The sequence below is a fragment of the Synechococcus sp. R55.4 genome, from assembly GCF_047461935.1.
Taxonomy (GTDB): domain Bacteria; phylum Cyanobacteriota; class Cyanobacteriia; order Thermostichales; family Thermostichaceae; genus Thermostichus.
Map to the genome: position 1 here is coordinate 11,586 of NZ_JANSIF010000001.1, position 15,412 is coordinate 26,997.

Annotated in this window: 13 protein-coding genes; 4 read left to right on the plus strand and 9 right to left on the minus strand. The window is 60.2% G+C overall.

Translation table 11 applies throughout. The features are described 5' to 3' along the window. Positions 1–24 precede the first annotated feature (24 nt). Positions 25–1,044, plus strand: coding sequence for a Rieske 2Fe-2S domain-containing protein (locus NW842_RS00050; RefSeq protein WP_414374929.1), 1,020 nt, complete (start codon positions 25–27; stop codon positions 1,042–1,044). Here the strand turns inward: NW842_RS00050 and NW842_RS00055 are convergent. Both NW842_RS00055 and NW842_RS00060 read right to left on the minus strand, forming a co-directional pair. Further along, positions 1,027–1,977, minus strand: a complete 951-nt coding sequence (locus NW842_RS00055) for an ABC transporter permease (protein ID WP_414342559.1) — start codon at positions 1,975–1,977, stop codon at positions 1,027–1,029. The two genes, NW842_RS00050 and NW842_RS00055, sit on opposite strands and share 18 nt — an antisense overlap. Further along, positions 1,971–3,119 (minus strand): ABC transporter ATP-binding protein, encoded by a 1,149-nt coding sequence (locus NW842_RS00060; RefSeq protein WP_414417216.1) that lies wholly within the window; start codon positions 3,117–3,119, stop codon positions 1,971–1,973. The genes NW842_RS00055 and NW842_RS00060 overlap by 7 nt, the downstream gene beginning before the upstream one ends. 220 nt (positions 3,120–3,339) lie before the next feature. On the opposite strand from NW842_RS00060, the gene NW842_RS00065 reads away from it, so the two are divergent. Then, on the plus strand, positions 3,340–4,341 hold the full coding sequence (locus NW842_RS00065; RefSeq protein WP_414382850.1) for an acetamidase/formamidase family protein: 1,002 nt from the start codon (positions 3,340–3,342) through the stop codon (positions 4,339–4,341). Between the two features lie 44 nt (positions 4,342–4,385). On the opposite strand, the gene NW842_RS00070 is transcribed toward NW842_RS00065, so the two are convergent. From NW842_RS00070 to ebsA, 7 genes are all read right to left on the minus strand, one after another. Beyond that, entirely contained in the window at positions 4,386–5,249 is an 864-nt protein-coding gene (locus NW842_RS00070; RefSeq protein ID WP_414417217.1) for a PD-(D/E)XK nuclease family protein, read from the minus strand. A 238-nt stretch (positions 5,250–5,487) separates the two neighbouring features. Next, a complete protein-coding gene (locus NW842_RS00075; protein ID WP_414331790.1) occupies positions 5,488–6,027 on the minus strand; it encodes a hypothetical protein in 540 nt (179 codons plus the stop codon). A gap of 53 nt (positions 6,028–6,080) precedes the next feature. After that, positions 6,081–8,420: a DNA polymerase III subunit gamma/tau gene (locus tag NW842_RS00080; protein WP_414374932.1), complete on the minus strand. Its 2,340-nt coding sequence runs from the start codon at positions 8,418–8,420 to the stop codon at positions 6,081–6,083. 122 nt (positions 8,421–8,542) lie between these two features. Continuing rightward, entirely contained in the window at positions 8,543–9,049 is a 507-nt protein-coding gene (locus NW842_RS00085; protein ID WP_414417218.1) for a hypothetical protein, read from the minus strand. Between the two features lie 36 nt (positions 9,050–9,085). Further along, on the minus strand, positions 9,086–9,796 hold the full coding sequence (gene coaE / locus NW842_RS00090) for a dephospho-CoA kinase (protein ID WP_414417219.1): 711 nt from the start codon (positions 9,794–9,796) through the stop codon (positions 9,086–9,088). A gap of 75 nt (positions 9,797–9,871) precedes the next feature. Further along, positions 9,872–11,566: a citramalate synthase gene (gene cimA / locus NW842_RS00095; RefSeq protein WP_414417220.1), complete on the minus strand. Its 1,695-nt coding sequence runs from the start codon at positions 11,564–11,566 to the stop codon at positions 9,872–9,874. After that, positions 11,556–11,927 carry a type IV pilus biogenesis protein EbsA gene (gene ebsA, locus NW842_RS00100; RefSeq protein WP_011432932.1) on the minus strand — a complete coding sequence of 124 codons (372 nt, stop codon included), beginning with the start codon at positions 11,925–11,927 and terminating at the stop codon, positions 11,556–11,558. The genes cimA and ebsA overlap by 11 nt, the downstream gene beginning before the upstream one ends. A gap of 466 nt (positions 11,928–12,393) precedes the next feature. Between ebsA and larE the strand changes: the two genes are divergently transcribed. Beyond that, positions 12,394–13,314: an ATP-dependent sacrificial sulfur transferase LarE gene (gene larE, locus NW842_RS00105; protein ID WP_414417221.1), complete on the plus strand. Its 921-nt coding sequence runs from the start codon at positions 12,394–12,396 to the stop codon at positions 13,312–13,314. Positions 13,315–13,366: 52 nt separating this feature from the next. Beyond that, the gene (locus NW842_RS00110) at positions 13,367–15,199 is read left to right on the plus strand and encodes a DUF3769 domain-containing protein (RefSeq protein ID WP_414417222.1); all 1,833 of its coding nucleotides are present in this window, start codon (positions 13,367–13,369) and stop codon (positions 15,197–15,199) included. Positions 15,200–15,412 lie beyond the last annotated feature (213 nt).

The window sequence follows — 15,412 nt, forward strand, 5'->3', positions numbered from 1 at the left end:
CCACACGACACAGATGGTTTTGCCATGTTGGTGACCCAGCATCCTGTCTTTCGGCGCTTTTGGTACCCGGTGATGCCCCTCAGCCGATTGGAGCAGGGATCCCCGCAACCTTTCGAGCTGCTGGGAGAGAGGATCGTCCTTTGGCTGGACAAAGCCGGACAGCCCCAGGCAGCCGCAGATCGCTGCTGTCATCGGTCGGCGCAATTGTCCAAGGGAATCGTCTGTGATGACCATATCCGCTGCCCCTACCATGGGTGGGAGTTCGATGGCACGGGAGCCTGTGTCAAGGTGCCGCAACTGCCGGATCAGGCCCGCATCCCAGAGAGCTACCGCATTCCCGCCTATCTCTGCCAGGCCCGCTATGGCTATGCTTGGGTGTGCTTGCATCCCCAGCCTCTACGGGGGATCCCGGTCATCCCAGAAGCCGAGGATCCCAGTTACCGGCTCATCCACGAGTTCTACGAACGCTGGGAATGTGCCAGTTTGCGCATCTGCGAGAACGAGTTCGATGCCGCCCACATCAGCTTTGTACACCAGAACACCTTTGGCAGTATGGAAGACTTGGTACCCAGCCACTTCGAGGTCGAGGAACTGGACTACGGGATCCGCACCCGCACAGTGCTCGGTGTAGCCAACCCAGAGCTGCAACAAAAAAACCTGGGCATTGCTGCCGCCAAAACCGAGCGCACCACCACTTCAACCTGGCATTTGCCCTTCACCAACCACCTTCACATCCGCTACCCCAATGGCCGCAGCCATGTCATCGTCAACATCCCCACCCCCATCAACGACCGAGCCTCCCAAGTGGTGCAGTTTTGTTTGCGCAACGACACCGAAGCCGATACCCCAGCCGCCGAGGTTATCCGCTTTGACCGGGCTGTAACTCTGGAAGATAAAGCCATTTTGGAGACCACGGATCCCGACGTGCCCCTCACCCTCAGCGCCGAACAGCACATGCTCACCGATAAGCCCGGGATCCTGATGCGCAAGCAATTGGCGGCTCTGCTTAAAGCCCACAGCAGCTCCTCAAACCAGATTTTCTAGGCTGCGGGTGCCGGCGTAGCGGCTGTAGGCGTAGATCAACCCCAGGGTGAGGCCGGTAACCAAAAAGCTGAGGGCCGCCCCGAAGGGATAGTCCAGGCTGGAGCCAAACTGCAACTGAATCACATTCCCGATCAACAGCGTTTTGCTGCCACCCAACAGATCCGGCACTACGAACATGCCGAAAGCCGGGATCCCCACCAGAATGAGGCCCGCCGCCAGTCCAGGCAAGGTCTGGGGCAGAAGCACCCACCAAAAGACCTGCCAACCCTTGGCATAGAGATCCCGTGCCGCTTCCGCCAGCCGCCAATCGATGCGCTCCACCGCCGTGTACAGGGGCAAGACCATGTAGGGCAAAAACGTGTAGACCATGCCCAGATAAACCGCCAGCCAACTGGGATACAGAGCCGTTTGCGGTGGGATCCAGCCCAGCCAGGCCGCCAAGCGAGCCGGCCACCCTTCCGGGGCCAGCACCACCATCCAGGCATAGGTGCGGATCACCAGGTTCGTCCAAAAGGGCACCACCACCAAGGTGAGCAACAGATCCCGTTGTCGGGGTGGGTGGGCGGCAATGAAGAAAGCCAATGGGTAGGCCAGCAGCACGCAAAAAAAGGTGGTCACCCCCGCCACCAGCAGGCTGCGGCCCAAGATCTGCCAGTAGATGGGCGTCCATCCCAAGGGGCCAAAGCCGAGAATGCGCAGATAGTTCTCCAGGGTCAGGGGCAGTTGAATCTGGCCAAACTCCCCGCGGCTGAGAAAGCTGCACACCAACAGCAACAGCCCCGGCAGCACCAGAAAAAACATCACCCACAGCACCCCTGGCCCAGCAAAAATTAGGCTGCGCCCCAACTCCTGCCAAGGGGTGAGCAGCTCCCCAAATCGCACCTGGGCTTGGCCAGGGATCCACTTGCCCACAGGAGATGGCAGCTTCAACATCCAGTCTCCTCCTGACGGGGATCCGGTCGCAAACGGATTAGGCTTTTCGGGGGTAGGTGGGCCACCAGCGCTGCGCCGATCTCAAACCCTGCATCCTCAATATCGGTGTTGAGGGCCGTGGCCTTGAGCTGCTGACCTTGGTTTGTCCGCAACAGGTATTGGTTCTCAGCCCCAGTGTAGATGAGGTTTTCCACCCGCACCGGCACCTGGTTGGGCAGCAGATCCCAGCCGCTGCGAGAGAGCTGGATCTTTTCCGGGCGAATAGCCAATTGCACCGGTTCCGAGCTGGCCGGGATCCCCAAGACCTTCAGCTTTCCCAAGGGCGTATCCACACAGTCCGTCCCACAGGCGATCCCCTCGATCAGGTTGCTGGCCCCTAAAAAGTCGGCTACGAAGGCCGTCGCCGGGCGCTCGTACACCTCATCGATAAGGCCCACTTGCTCAATGCGCCCCGCCCGCATCACCGCCACCCGGTCGCTGGTCACCAAAGCCTCTTCTTGGTCGTGGGTAACGAAAATAAAGGTCATGCCCAGGCGGCGCTGCAACTCGCACAACTGCACTTGAAGCTGCTTGCGCAACTTGGCATCCAACGCCGACAGCGGCTCATCCAACAAGAGCACTTCCGGCTCGTTCACCAAAGCCCGAGCTAAGGCCACCCGCTGCTGCTGTCCTCCCGACAGCTCATGGGGCTTCCGCTTGGCCAGAGCTGCAATCTCCACCAATTCCATAGCAGCCGCTACCCGCTTGCGCAGAGCTTCTCCCCGCACACCCCGCATGCGCAGGCCGAAGGCGATGTTGTCCTCCACCGTCATAAAAGGGAAAAGGGCATAGCTCTGAAACACCGTGTTGACGTTGCGCTTGTGGGCGGGCAGGTGGCCTACCGGGCGACCTCGAATCACCACTTCCCCAGCATCGGCCATCTCCAGGCCGGCCAGGATGCGCAGCAGGGTGGTCTTGCCGCAGCCGGAAGGGCCCAGCAGGCCGAAAAACTCCCCCCGCCGAATGTTCAGCTCAATGCCATTGAGGGCCACAAAATCGCCAAAACGCTTGTAGAGGCCGGTTACTTCCACATCCCAGTCGGGATCCCGGAGGGTAGAAATACTGGAGATGACACCCGCGATCACAGTTGACAGCGCTGACAAACCTATCGAACCCAGTATGCAGGTCTCCGGGAAGATTGCAGTTGTCCTCCACACCCGGGGCACAAGTTCCAGGCCAAGCCCTGCAACCGGGGATCCCTGCCCACAGCCTTTCAAGATAGCAAATGTGGGAAACATTGTCGCCACGCCACCCCTGGGCAAACAGTAGCCAGAGATACCGGCTTGAGGAACAGTCTAATTCAGGATTGGAGGGGATTTTTCTTTGATTGAATGGGTCTTTTGCAAGGGATCCCTGGCCGTGCCCGTTCACACCCTCAAAGCCACTCCCCATACCGTCCACTTGGGCGGCTTTTCTTCCCAACTGCCCCCGGCCTTGTATGTGCAATCGGGCGATGTGGTGCAGGTGGAAACCTACTCGGGGTTCGCCCACTACGGCAAAGCGCCGGACCGTTTCTTCACGCCCGAATTCCTCGAAATTTGCCAAACCTTGCCTGCCGAGCGCCGAGTGGGGCCGGGCCCCCATCTGTTGACCGGGCCGATCTACGTTGAGGGAGCTGAACCTGGAGATGTGCTGGAAGTGCGCTTGCAAGCGATCACCCCCCGCTTGCCCATCGGTTTCAATGCCATCCGTCCCGGATGGGGGGCTTTGCCCGGAGAATTTGATCAGCCGCGACTGCGCTTCATCGACCTAGATATAGACCAGGGGGTAGCGGAATTTCCTCCCGGCAGCGGCATCCGCGTCCCCATTCGCCCCTTCTTTGGCATCTTGGGGGTGGCGACCGAGGAAACCAGCCGCAGCTCTATCCCCCCCGGCAACTATGGTGGCAACATCGACAACCGCCAATTGCAGGCGGGATCCCGAGTTTTTTTGCCGGTCTTTGTGCCCGGTGCCCTTTTTTCGGTGGGGGATGGCCACTCCGCTCAAGGGGACGGAGAAGTTGATGTAACGGCCATTGAAACTTCCATGAATGGCACTTTGCAGTTGATCCTGCGCAAAGATCTGCCGCTCGAGGCACCGCTGGCGGAAACCCCGACCGATTTCATTACCATGGGCTTTGCCGAGGATCTGGATGCGGCCTTTGAGATTGCCCTAAGGCGGATGATCGATTTTCTGCATCGGTTTGTCGGCATTGGGCGAGAGGAAGCCTATGTGCTTTGCAGCATTGCTGTCCACTTCCACATCACGCAGGTGGTGAACAGCCCCATGAAAGGTGTGCATGGGTTGCTGCCAAAACAGATCCTGCCCCGCCCTACCCTGATCTAATCGGATCTAATCGCGTCAGCGGGGCGGAGTCCTTACTGCTCCCATTACTGCTCCCAATAAGTATCGGCGATGGGATCCGCAGGTGTCGCGGGCTCCTGCATTGGCCAGACCCAATCCGTGAGGTCTTGAGAGGGGATCCCTTCCGGTAGCAGCCCATGGCAGCGGGAGCGAAACAGACAACTGTTGCAGCGCTCAGTGTGGGGGGTCATGGGAAAGTCTTGCGCCTCCAGTTGCCGCAGGTGGTTCAGAGTGGCTCTTAGGTGGGCCAGGTCTTGCTCATAGGCGGCGGCGCTGTAATACCGGTGGAAGGGCTGCTGCGGATGTTGCACATACCAAAAGGTCAGTTGCACCTGCTCCGGCTCAAAAGGGCCTTCCAGGGGCAGCTGCTGGGCCACCTCGCAGAGCAGCAGAGGGTAAAGGCGCACCTGCCAGTCTTGGGCCAACTGTTCATCGCGAGGACGTTGACGCTCAGTTTTCCAGTCCAGGATGTGCAGGGATCCGGGGATAATCACCAGCCGATCCAAACGGGCTATCAGCTTAAAGCCCTCAATCCGTTGCCACAGGGGCAACTCCGCCAACACCCGTCCCTGGGGATGGGCATGGGAGCTGGCCAAGAACACCTGCCACCACTGCTGCACCCCTTCATCCAGGGCAGACAGACGCGGCTCCACCTGCCGCCCGCGGCTGTGCCACTCCACCAAACGGTGAAACTGCCGTCCGCGCCTCTGCTCCAGCTCGTGCTCAAAAACACTGGCAGCGGGCCAGATCAACCGCTCCAGGTACACATAGCGAAACAGGCGGGGGCAATGGTCCAGCAAGGCCAGCGAAGAGGCGGAGAGGTTGACCTGCTCAAGACTCAACCTCTCCAGAGAAGGGGCAGCAGGGATCCCAGACAAAGTGCTCCGCACCGCTGTCGCGAAGGGGAAGAGCTGGCAAGAGGGGGCTAAGTTCCACTGCTCTCAGGATACCCCCACCGCCACCAGGGGTCGCCCAGCGGAGGAGCTCATTTCCAACCTGCTCCAAATTTCCATCCTGCTGCTCCGCAACGCTTGCGCAGAAGGGCGTGGGCGGGATCTGGACTGCAACCGCCCGCTGGAGCTGGGATCCCTGTCGGGATGGCTAGACCCGGAACCGTCTGTGGTTGCGCTAGGTTCCCACCGGACTTGCCCAGACCCAGATGGCGACCATCCCATCCCAGAGCAACAGAAGCAGAGCAAAACATCCTAGGAGCCCGTACATCCAAGGCTGAACGTAGGGGCGCAGCCCGCCAATCTCCAGTTGAGCGTGCCGTCGAATCTCAGCCAACAGCTGCTTGAACCTGGTCACCCGCATCGGCAAAAGTACGCGATCCCCCCCTCGGCTGACCAAGTAATACACCATACCACCCTGGCTGGTGGAGCGGGGCTCAATGCGCTCGATATCGGCCCACCGGATCTGCCACTCCTGCCGCACAAAAGGCGGCACCCAACTGGGGTAGGTGGCCTGCATGCCCTCTTCGTCCAACTGAATCTGCTGGCTCAGGGATCCCAGGACTACTCCCCACCCCAGCAGCAGAGCAATCCAAAGGGATCCCAGCTCAAGAGGTGTTGCCTGTTGCCGAGCCAGCAGGATGGGTAGGGGCAGAACCAGTCCCCAGTACAGAGCCTGCACAGCGCAGCGAATTAAGGGAGAGATGGGGAAGGTCATCGTCGGCAAGATGAGGCTGGCTTTATCAAACTTAAGATAGCGCTAGATAGCGCTTAAAAAGGCACCTCCTCCTCCAAGGACTCCGTCCCGCTGAGGCGAACGGCAAGCTGAGAAGACTGCTCACGCCGGTAGGACGGATTCCTTACTGCATTGGGAAAGTCTACGGGATGAGGACTCCGCCCCGCTGACGCGGACGGCTCTGCTCCTGTTGGCGAGCCGTAGGTCTCACCGGAGAGCAGGTCAGGGGATCCCTCGGCTTCTATAGCCTCTATTGAGGAGAGCTCTTCCGTGGATCCCGTCACGTCAGACCCCAACACCCCTTCCAAATCCACCAAGCTGCCGTTGAAGTGGTCGGCAAAACGGCGGGCAATCTCCGCCAGCTCCTGGGTTAGCTCGAAGGACTGCCCACCGTGCAGGGTGTCGCGGCGCTCTGCACGACTTGGAGAATCGGTCGCGACAGCGGTGCGGAGCACTTTGTTCGCACCGGCAGGAAAAAGTCCTTGGGTTGCCAAGCCGGCCACCTTGGGGCCACCCATAGGATTGTCCCGCTCAGGTTCTGGCGAAGGTGGGCTGGAGTCAGAAGGGGAATGTTGCTGTCGCCGGGCAAGGCCGTGGCTCTGCGGTTCTGCCCTGGGCTCCCTTGAGGAAGCACGACTGTTGGTGTTGTCGCTCTGCAACCCCGGCGTGGTGACAGGATCCGGGGCCACGGGGGCGGGGGGCAGGTCTGTTTCTCGGCTGAGCAGTGCCGAGGACTCCGCACCGCTGACGCGAATGGAAACATGCGGCCCGCTGGAGCGCTGCACAATCAAGTTGAGCTGCACAGGGCGCTGCAGCAGGTTGTGGAGCACCGACCGCAGTTCGGCTTCTTTGCTGCGCACTTTTTCCACCAGACCCTTGCTGGGAAAGGCGAGGGTAATTGCTTCAGGAGTCTCTTGGTGCAGGTGGCCGGATCCCATCAGAGCCTTGGTGAGGGGAGAGAGGCGCTTGAGGAACTCGTCCCAGTGGGGGCGCAGCAGCTTGACTGTGGCGGCGTCCCTTGCCGGTTCTCTGGGCTGCTCCGAGGACTCCGTCCGAGTAGCGCGATCTGCCTTCTGGCTCGACGCAACAGCAGGGGAGGCTGAAGGCCCAACAGTTAATTCATCTATCTCACCAACAGTTGATGGGCTTGATGGGCTGATGGTCGCAGCAGGGGCCGGAGGGGCTGTCCCGTCCGGGGGAGTTCTCTGGGGTGCAGGAGATAGGTCAAGGGCTGGGAAAGGACTCCGTTCCGCTGAATCCTCAGCCACCATGCTTGGGCGCAGCTGGCCCAGCAGATCCACTAGGGCAATTTCCAACCACAGTTGGGGCTGTCCGCTTTGACGAATTTGCGGCTCACACTGGCGCAGATGGCTCTGGGCTGCCAGCAGTATCTCCACCGAGTAGCGAGGGGCCCGTTGCTGCAGGGCTGCCCAGGTGGAGTCCGTTACAGCCACCAACTCCCGTTGCTGGGGGGCTGTCTTGACCAGCAGCAGATCCCGGTAAAGGGCCACCAAGTTCTGCAACAGGGCTAAGGGCTCTTTGCCCCGCTCCAACAATTGCCGAGTTTGGCTGAGCACCGCCTGCACATCCTGAGCCAGCAGCGCATCCATCAGAGCCAAAAGCTGCTGTTCCGGGATCCCGCCCACCAAGTCCCAAACCGCCTCCGGGGTGATGGATCCTTCCAAGAGGCTGAGCTGGTCCAGCAGGCGTTCGGCGTCCCTCAGGCCCCCTTGGGAAAGTTGGGCCACCAGTTGCAGCGCCTCCGGCGTGATAGGGATCCCTTCTTGGGCGGCGATCTTGCCCAGGTGGGCCACCATGTCGTCGAGGGGGATGCGGCGGAAGTCAAACCGCTGACAGCGGGAAACAATGGTGGGCAAAACCCGCTGCGGGTCAGTGGTGGCCAGGACAAATACCACGCGGGGGGGCGGCTCTTCAAGAGTTTTCAGCAAGGCGTTGAAGGCCGCATTGCTGAGCATGTGGCACTCGTCGATGACATAGACTTTGTAGCGGCTGTTCACCGGGGCAAACTGGGCCCGCTCGATCAGCTCGCGGATGTTGTCTACGCCGGTGTTGCTGGCCGCGTCAATCTCGAGAACATCCAGGGAGGCTCCCGCAGTGATGGCGCGGCATTGGCTGCACGCCTGGCAGGGATCCGGCGTCGGCCCCTGTTCACAATTCAAAGACTTGGCCAAGATGCGGGCGCTGGAGGTTTTTCCCGTGCCCCGCGGCCCGCAGAACAAATAGGCAGGCGCCACCCGCCCCAGCCGGATGGCATTGGCCAGCGTTTGCACCACCGCTCCTTGGCCGACCACATCGGCAAAGCGCTGCGGGCGGTATTTTAAATGCAGGGGTTCATAGTTGCCAGCGGTGGCCATTTCCGGGATCTCCAAGCAAGCAGCGCCCCAACCGGAACCGCGCAAGAGCTCTGCTCTGCTGACGCGATCCCACCGGGGCTCTCCTATTCTGGCTCCTCGATGAAGGGATCCCTCCCTGCCCATCAAGAGCAGGGCTGGACACCAGGGGGGGAGACCGGCAGAGCTTTTGTGCTCCGCTCCGCTGAGGACTTGGGATCCCGGCGACGCAGAGAGGGAAGCTGGATCCAGCCGGGCGAGTCGAGCTGATCTATGTGCTGCACGCGGTAGCTGAGCTGATACACCTCCTTCCTGAGCTGGCGATTCTCTGCCTGGATGGCGGCGATGCGCTGGCGGATGGGCTGCAGGCGGGCTTGCAGCTTGCGCCGGTAGAGCTCTGGCAACTCTTGAATCATCTGCTCCAGCAACTGCTTCTCTTGGTAAAGCTGCTCAATCTCCGCCTCATAGCTGCGAATTTGCCGGTGTTGCTTTTCTTGGCGCAGCTCCAGAAGGTCTATCTGGCCCTGCAAGATGCGATTGCGCTCTCGCAAAAGCTGGATTTCCCGCTCCCGCGCGGCCAGAGCTTGAGCAAACTCCGTCTCGCCAACGCAGCCTGCTTCCTGCATCGTTTCTCCCTCAACCCACCCGTACATGGCTACCCTCCGTCCCACCGGGGCGTAGGGGATCCCCTATCCGTCACTGTATCCGGCCTGCCGAGGTGAGGCAAATGGCCTCTCTAACGCCAAAGCCTGCTTCACCTGGGCTTCCAGCTCAGCCAGGGATCCGGAGTTGTCCAGCACCACATCGGCACGGCGCACTTTTTCCGCCAAAGGCCACTGGCTGGCGATGCGAGCTTCGATTTCTTCCGGTGTAAGAAGATCCCGGCGAGCAAGGCGTTGCCGCTGCTGCTCTGGAGTGCAAGTCACCACCCAAATCTCGCTGGCCCAATTTTCCATGTGGGCTTCAAACAGCAACGGGATCATCAGACAAACGGTTTGAGATCCCTGGGCAGAGGAAAACCCTGGCCCGCTGTTCTTTTGGGAACCAGGCCCTTCCTCAAGCAACACGCCATGCGCCTCAGAGCTCTGCTCCGCTAACCCGAACAGAAAATCTTGCAGTTGAGCTTTAACAAAAGGGTGGATCTGGGCCTCTAGCCAAGCCCGCTCGGCAGCATCGGCAAACACGATCTGGCCCAACTGCCGGCGATCCAGATCCCCGGAGGGTGTTTGGATGGCCTTCCCATAGCGTTCCAGTACCCGCTCGCGAATGGGGGATCCCACCGCCAAGGCCTGGCGGGCCATTTGATCGGCATCGGCCACCGGGATCCCGTGCTGCTCCAAGATGCGGGCGACCGTGGATTTGCCCGTGCCCACTCCGCCTGTCAGGCCGATGATTCGCATAGCTGTCGTGGTTACGGTTTAGCTTGCTGGGGTAGAGGGGCGCTGCCAGGGTAAAGCCAGTTGAAGGTTTTTCTTTCAAGGGGAGGCCGTTTTTGCAGCCAGCGGAGAAGAACGGTGCTCTGCCGCAGCCGGCAAAGGAGAGCTGGGCGGCAGCAGGCTATACTCAAAGCCCTCCACCAAAGCCCGACAGGAGGCCTCGATGATGTTGGTGGAAACCCCCACCGTTGTCCAACGGCGGTGACCGTCGCTAAACTCCACCAGCACGCGCGTTTTGGCCGAGGTGCCGGCTCGCCCATCCAAAATGCGCACCTTGTAATCAGACAGGTGAATCGCCTCCAGTTGGGGATAGAACTCCAGCAGCGCCTTGCGCAACGCCCCATCCAGAGCGGCCACCGGCCCATTGCCTTCCGCCGCCGTCACCCGAGTCTGCCCCTGCACCGCGATTTTCACCGCTGCCAACGATTGCACATCCGTTGCCTCGCCACTGGGATCCCAGTCTTTGCTGTTCCAATCGGAGCGGGTGGTGGTCGTCACGTTGAAGCTGAGCACTTCAAACGGATGCGAGCGCTGACCCAGCAAGCCCCGCACCAACAGCTCAAAGCTGGCCTCAGCCGCCTCAAACTGATAGCCCTGCAGCTCCAAAGTTTTCAGCCGCTCCAAAATCAAGCGCGCCTGTGGATCCGACTTGTCCAGCCGGATCCCGAATCCGGCCATTTTGTGGAGAATGTTGCTCAGCCCCGCCTGTTCTGAGACCACGATGCGGCGACAGTTGCCCACTTGCTCGGGGGCGATGTGCTCGTAGGTGAGAGGGTTTTTCTGAACGGCGCTGACGTGGATCCCACCCTTGTGGGCAAAGGCCGATAGGCCCACAAACGGCGCATGGTCATCCGGGGCCAAATTGACCACCTCGCTGATGGAGCGGGAGATCTCCGTCAGGTGTTGCAGCTTCTCTTGCGGCAGACAGCGATAGCCCAGCTTCAGTTGCAAGTTGGGAATGACGCTGCACAGGTCGGCATTGCCGCAGCGTTCCCCATAGCCGTTGATGGTGCCCTGCACCATGCGCGCCCCTGCCTGCACCGCCGCCAGGGCATTGGCCACAGCAGTGCCGGAGTCGTTGTGGGTGTGAATGCCCAGAGGCAAATGCCGCAGGTGATGGGATTCTGCCAAGACAGCTGCCGTGATCGCCGCAATCTCGTGGGGCAGGGATCCGCCGTTGGTATCGCAGAGAACCAGCCACTCTGCCCCTGCCTCGGCAGCCGCCACCAGGGTTTGCAGGGCATAGTCGGGGTTGTGGCGATAGGCATCGAACCAGTGCTCGGCATCGTAGATGACCCGCCGCTGCTGGGATCCCAAGTAGGCAATGGTGTCGCGGATCATGGCCAGGTTTTCCTGCAGCGTGGTGCCCAGGCCCTCGGTGACGTGGAGATCCCAAGACTTGCCGAAGACGGTTATATAGCGGGTGCCCGCCGCCAAAATGGCCTGCAGCATGGGATCGTCTGCCGCCCGCCGCCCCGGCTTGCGGGTAGAACAAAAAGCCACCAGCTCGGCTTGCTCTAGGGGCTCTTCCCGCATCTGCCAGAAAAACTGCACATCCTTGGGATTGGCTCCTGGCCAGCCCCCTTCAATAAACGGGATCCCCAGCCGATCCAGCAGCTTGGCAATCTGTAACTTGTCTTGCACCGACAGCGATAGACCCTCTCGCTGGGCCCCATCCCGCAGTGTGGTGTCGTAGAGGGTGATGGTGGCTGAGCAACCCAGATCAATCTTCATATCGCATCAGTTTCTTGTAAAAGGCGGTGGAGAAATCCGGCTGTTGTCCGCGCTGCACCAAAGAGACGACATCAATCAGATAATCCACAAACTCGTAGTTGGCGATGGAGAGCTGATAGGTGAGATCTGCATCCTGAGCAAAGATCACCTGAACCACCGTCAGATCCGAGGGCAACGGGGACATGTGCCAACTGGCCAAGAAGCGGACAGGCCCCTCTCCCTCGATGGCCCTCTGCCCTTCCAGGCTGGCTTTTTTGTAGAGGCCCACCGCGAGGGCTAGGTACTGTCGGCGGGCAACGGCGTAATAGGGCTGATAAACGGCCACTTCTGGCGGGCTGGCGGGTTCAAGTTGCAAAGCCATGGTGCGCTAGGAGAGGGGTACAGCTTTTTCTGATTTCATGAAGTTCTACAAAATGGGTGGGATCCCCATAGCCAAGAGAGATCTCTGCATTGGCTATAGCAAGTGTCGCCGGAAAAAGCTGTGAGGTCAATTGTGGCAGAGAACCCAGAAAAAATTATAAGGGGCCACTGCAACCCATTTCATTCAGCGTATCGCGAAGCGGTGCGGTTCCCGGTAGGGTGCCGGAGGCATAGCACCATCGCGACAGCGGGTGAGCGGACTACGAATAGATTGCCCAATTGTCTACTTTTCCTTGAGGGATCCCGCATCCCATGCTGGGGAGAAGCGTTGGAAAGTCGGGGATCTCTAGGAAAGAATAGAAAGAGGGGGGATCCCTGCCCCTGCTCGCAACCGGCTCTTCTCCTGCCGGCAATAGCGAGATGGCATCCTTGCCTGGTTATCCAAACGCTTGGCATCTTCTGTCTTCATGAGCACAGCCCAAGGCCCAACCGCCTCTCGTCTCGACCCTCTCCCCCCCGGAGAGGGAGGAATAGCGGCCAACCCCCTGCTGGAGTGGGATCCCGTCCTGCAGCACAAGTTCCAGCAGCTTGTCCAGATCTTCGCCGAGATGGAGCAGGTCTTGGTGGCCTACTCTGGGGGGGTTGATAGCAGCCTGGTGGCCAAGTTGGCCTGCGATCAGCTGGGGGAGCGGGCCCTGGCTGTCACCGCTGCTTCTCCTTCGCTGCTGCCGGAAGATTTGGAAGAAGCAATTCAGCAGGCTCGGCAAATCGGGATCCGCCATCAGATCGTCGAAACCCACGAGCTGGAGGATCCGAGCTACGCCGCCAACCCCGTTAACCGGTGTTACTTCTGCAAAAGCCACTTGCACGATACCTTGCGCCTGTTGGCCCAAGCCCAGGGATATAACCATGTGGTGGATGGTCTCAATGCCGACGATCTGGCCGATTACCGACCGGGGACACAGGCAGCTCGGGAGCGCGGCGTGCGTTCCCCTTTGGCGGAGGTGGGGATGAGCAAGCTGGAGGTGCGGCAATTGTCTCGCCACCTGGGGCTGTCTTGGTGGGATAAACCGGCCCAACCCTGCCTCAGCTCTCGCTTTCCCTACGGGGAGGCAATCACCCCTGAGAAGCTGCGTCGGGTGGGAGCGGCGGAGCGCTACTTGCGCAGCTTGGGTTGGCGGCAGGTCAGGGTGCGCTCGGAGAAGGACACCGCCCGCATCGAACTTCCTCCGGATCAGATCGTGGAGTTTGTGCAGAAAACCAATCTGGAAGCGCTGGTCAAGGCCCTGCAATCCTTCGGCTATCTCTATGTCAGTCTCGATTTGGAGGGCTACCGCAGCGGCAAGCTCAACCGAGTCCTCAACCTTTCCCAGTTGGCCACAAGCTAGCGGGCTGGGGAAGCCGTAGGGGATCTGTGTTGAAGTTTTGCGCCGGGTGATTATGAGAGGGTTGCGGTTGCTCTGGCTCTGCTTGGGGGTGCTGGGGTTGGCAGTTGCCGGCCCTACTGCGGCTCAGGTGGAGTCCCAGAAGAAGGGGGGCGCTCAGCCCATAAGTACGACCGACCTCAGCGCCGTTGCCGACCGAACGTTACGGCTGCGTTCTGACCGGCAAACCTTCGATCAACGGGCGGAAGTCTTCCAAGCAGAAGGCAATGTGGAGATGCGGCTGGGTCGCTCTGTGTTGCGGGCGGATCGCCTGCGCATTGAGCTGCGACAGCGGCGGGCTGTGGCCGAGGGCAATGTCTCTATTCAACTGGATCGGCAGCGCATCCAGGGATCCCGCCTAGAATACGACTTTGAGCAAGAGCGGGGATTTTTGGAAGAGGCCTTCGGGCAGGTGGATATTGGCCAGTTGCAGGCCAGTGGATCCCCGGCAGCCGCCCTCTCTCCGCAGCGGCTGGTGCGCTTTCGTGCCGTTCGCATCCGCTTCGATGCCACCACCTGGGAAGGAGAACAGGTGCGGCTGACCAACGACCCGCTGGATCCGCCGGAGTTGGAGATTCGTAGCCCACGGGTGACCTCCACCCTGCAAGCCGATGGCTCCAGCCTTTTGATTGCCGAGGCCGGCCAACTGGCCTTCGACCAGGTCTTGTTTCTGCCTCTGCCCATTCGGTTGCGCTTCGACTCATTAAACCGTCAGCCTCCGGTCAGCATCTTCTACGATGATTTCGACAGGGAAGAATTGCGGCGCGGCTTGATCCTCCAGTCCAACATCGAGCTGCTGCGGGATCCCAACGTGAGCTTGGTGCTCTCCCCGCAACTGTATCCACAACGTCTTTGGGGCAGTGAGCAGGGCCTTTTGGATGGGATCGGGCTGCGGGCCGATTTTCGTTGGCGGCAACCGGAAGCCAACGCTCAAACCTCGCTGTTTGCCGAGCTGCGGGGGATCGTCTTCCAGGAGTTTGCTCAGCGCTTGCGAGCCCAGGTCGAACACCGCATCACCACCGGCGATGGCGGAGAAGTCGCCTACACCTACGCCTATCGGGAACGCTTCTTCAGCGGTCGCCTGGGGTTTCAAATTGTGGAAAACCGCCTCGGTGCCAGCTACCGCTCACCCACCCTCCGCCTAGGGAATACCGGCTTGGATCTCAGCTACCGCATAGCCGCCGACTACATCGATGCCTTGGGGCAGCCGGATGAAATCGACACGGATCCGGAGTTGGCCTTAGCCAACACCACCGACCGCATTCAGCTCTCCCGCCTGCAACTGGGGGCAACCTTGAATCGCTCCTTTCCCCTCTGGAGCCCTCCCAAGACGGCGGCGGATCCCCCACCCCGCTTTTCCGCTCTGCCCATCGAGCAAGGGATCTGGCTCAGCACCGGTGTGAGCAGCAGCCAGTCTTTTTACTCCAATGGCCGAGCCCAGAGCTATACTGCCGGCAGTATTGGCATTGATGCGGTGATTGGGGCTTTTGTGGCCGATACCTTCGACTACACCAACCTGAGGGTGACCTACTCCAACGGTTTTTTGGCCGGAGCCTCGCCATTTTTGTTTGACCGCATCACCACGCGGGAACAGCTCGTCCTGGGCTTTTTGCAACAACTGTACGGCCCGCTGCGGGTAGGGGCAGAGACAACGGTAGATTTGCAGTCGGGCCAGCAGGTGGATGTCGTCTATCGCCTGGGCTATGACCGCCGCACCTATGGCTTCAGCCTGCAATACAATCCGGTGCGCCAGTCGGGGGCTCTGGAGCTGCGGGTGGAGGGCCTGAACTGGGATCCCGGCCAATCCTCGCCGCAGCCGACGACCGGATCGCGTATCCACGAGCCTTGATCCCTAAACTCTAAGGCAGCTTAAAAGTGTAGTCTTGACTACTACTCTGTGGAGATTTTCTATGAGAAATTGTCCCATATTGGGGAAAAATCCTAATTCAAATCTTCCTCGAATTGCAGAACCCTCTTGGAAATCGAAACAGTAAGGTAAAATACAGAAGTTATTTTTTCCAGGATTGATTTCTGCCAGTTGGGATCGCCGTATCGCAGACTA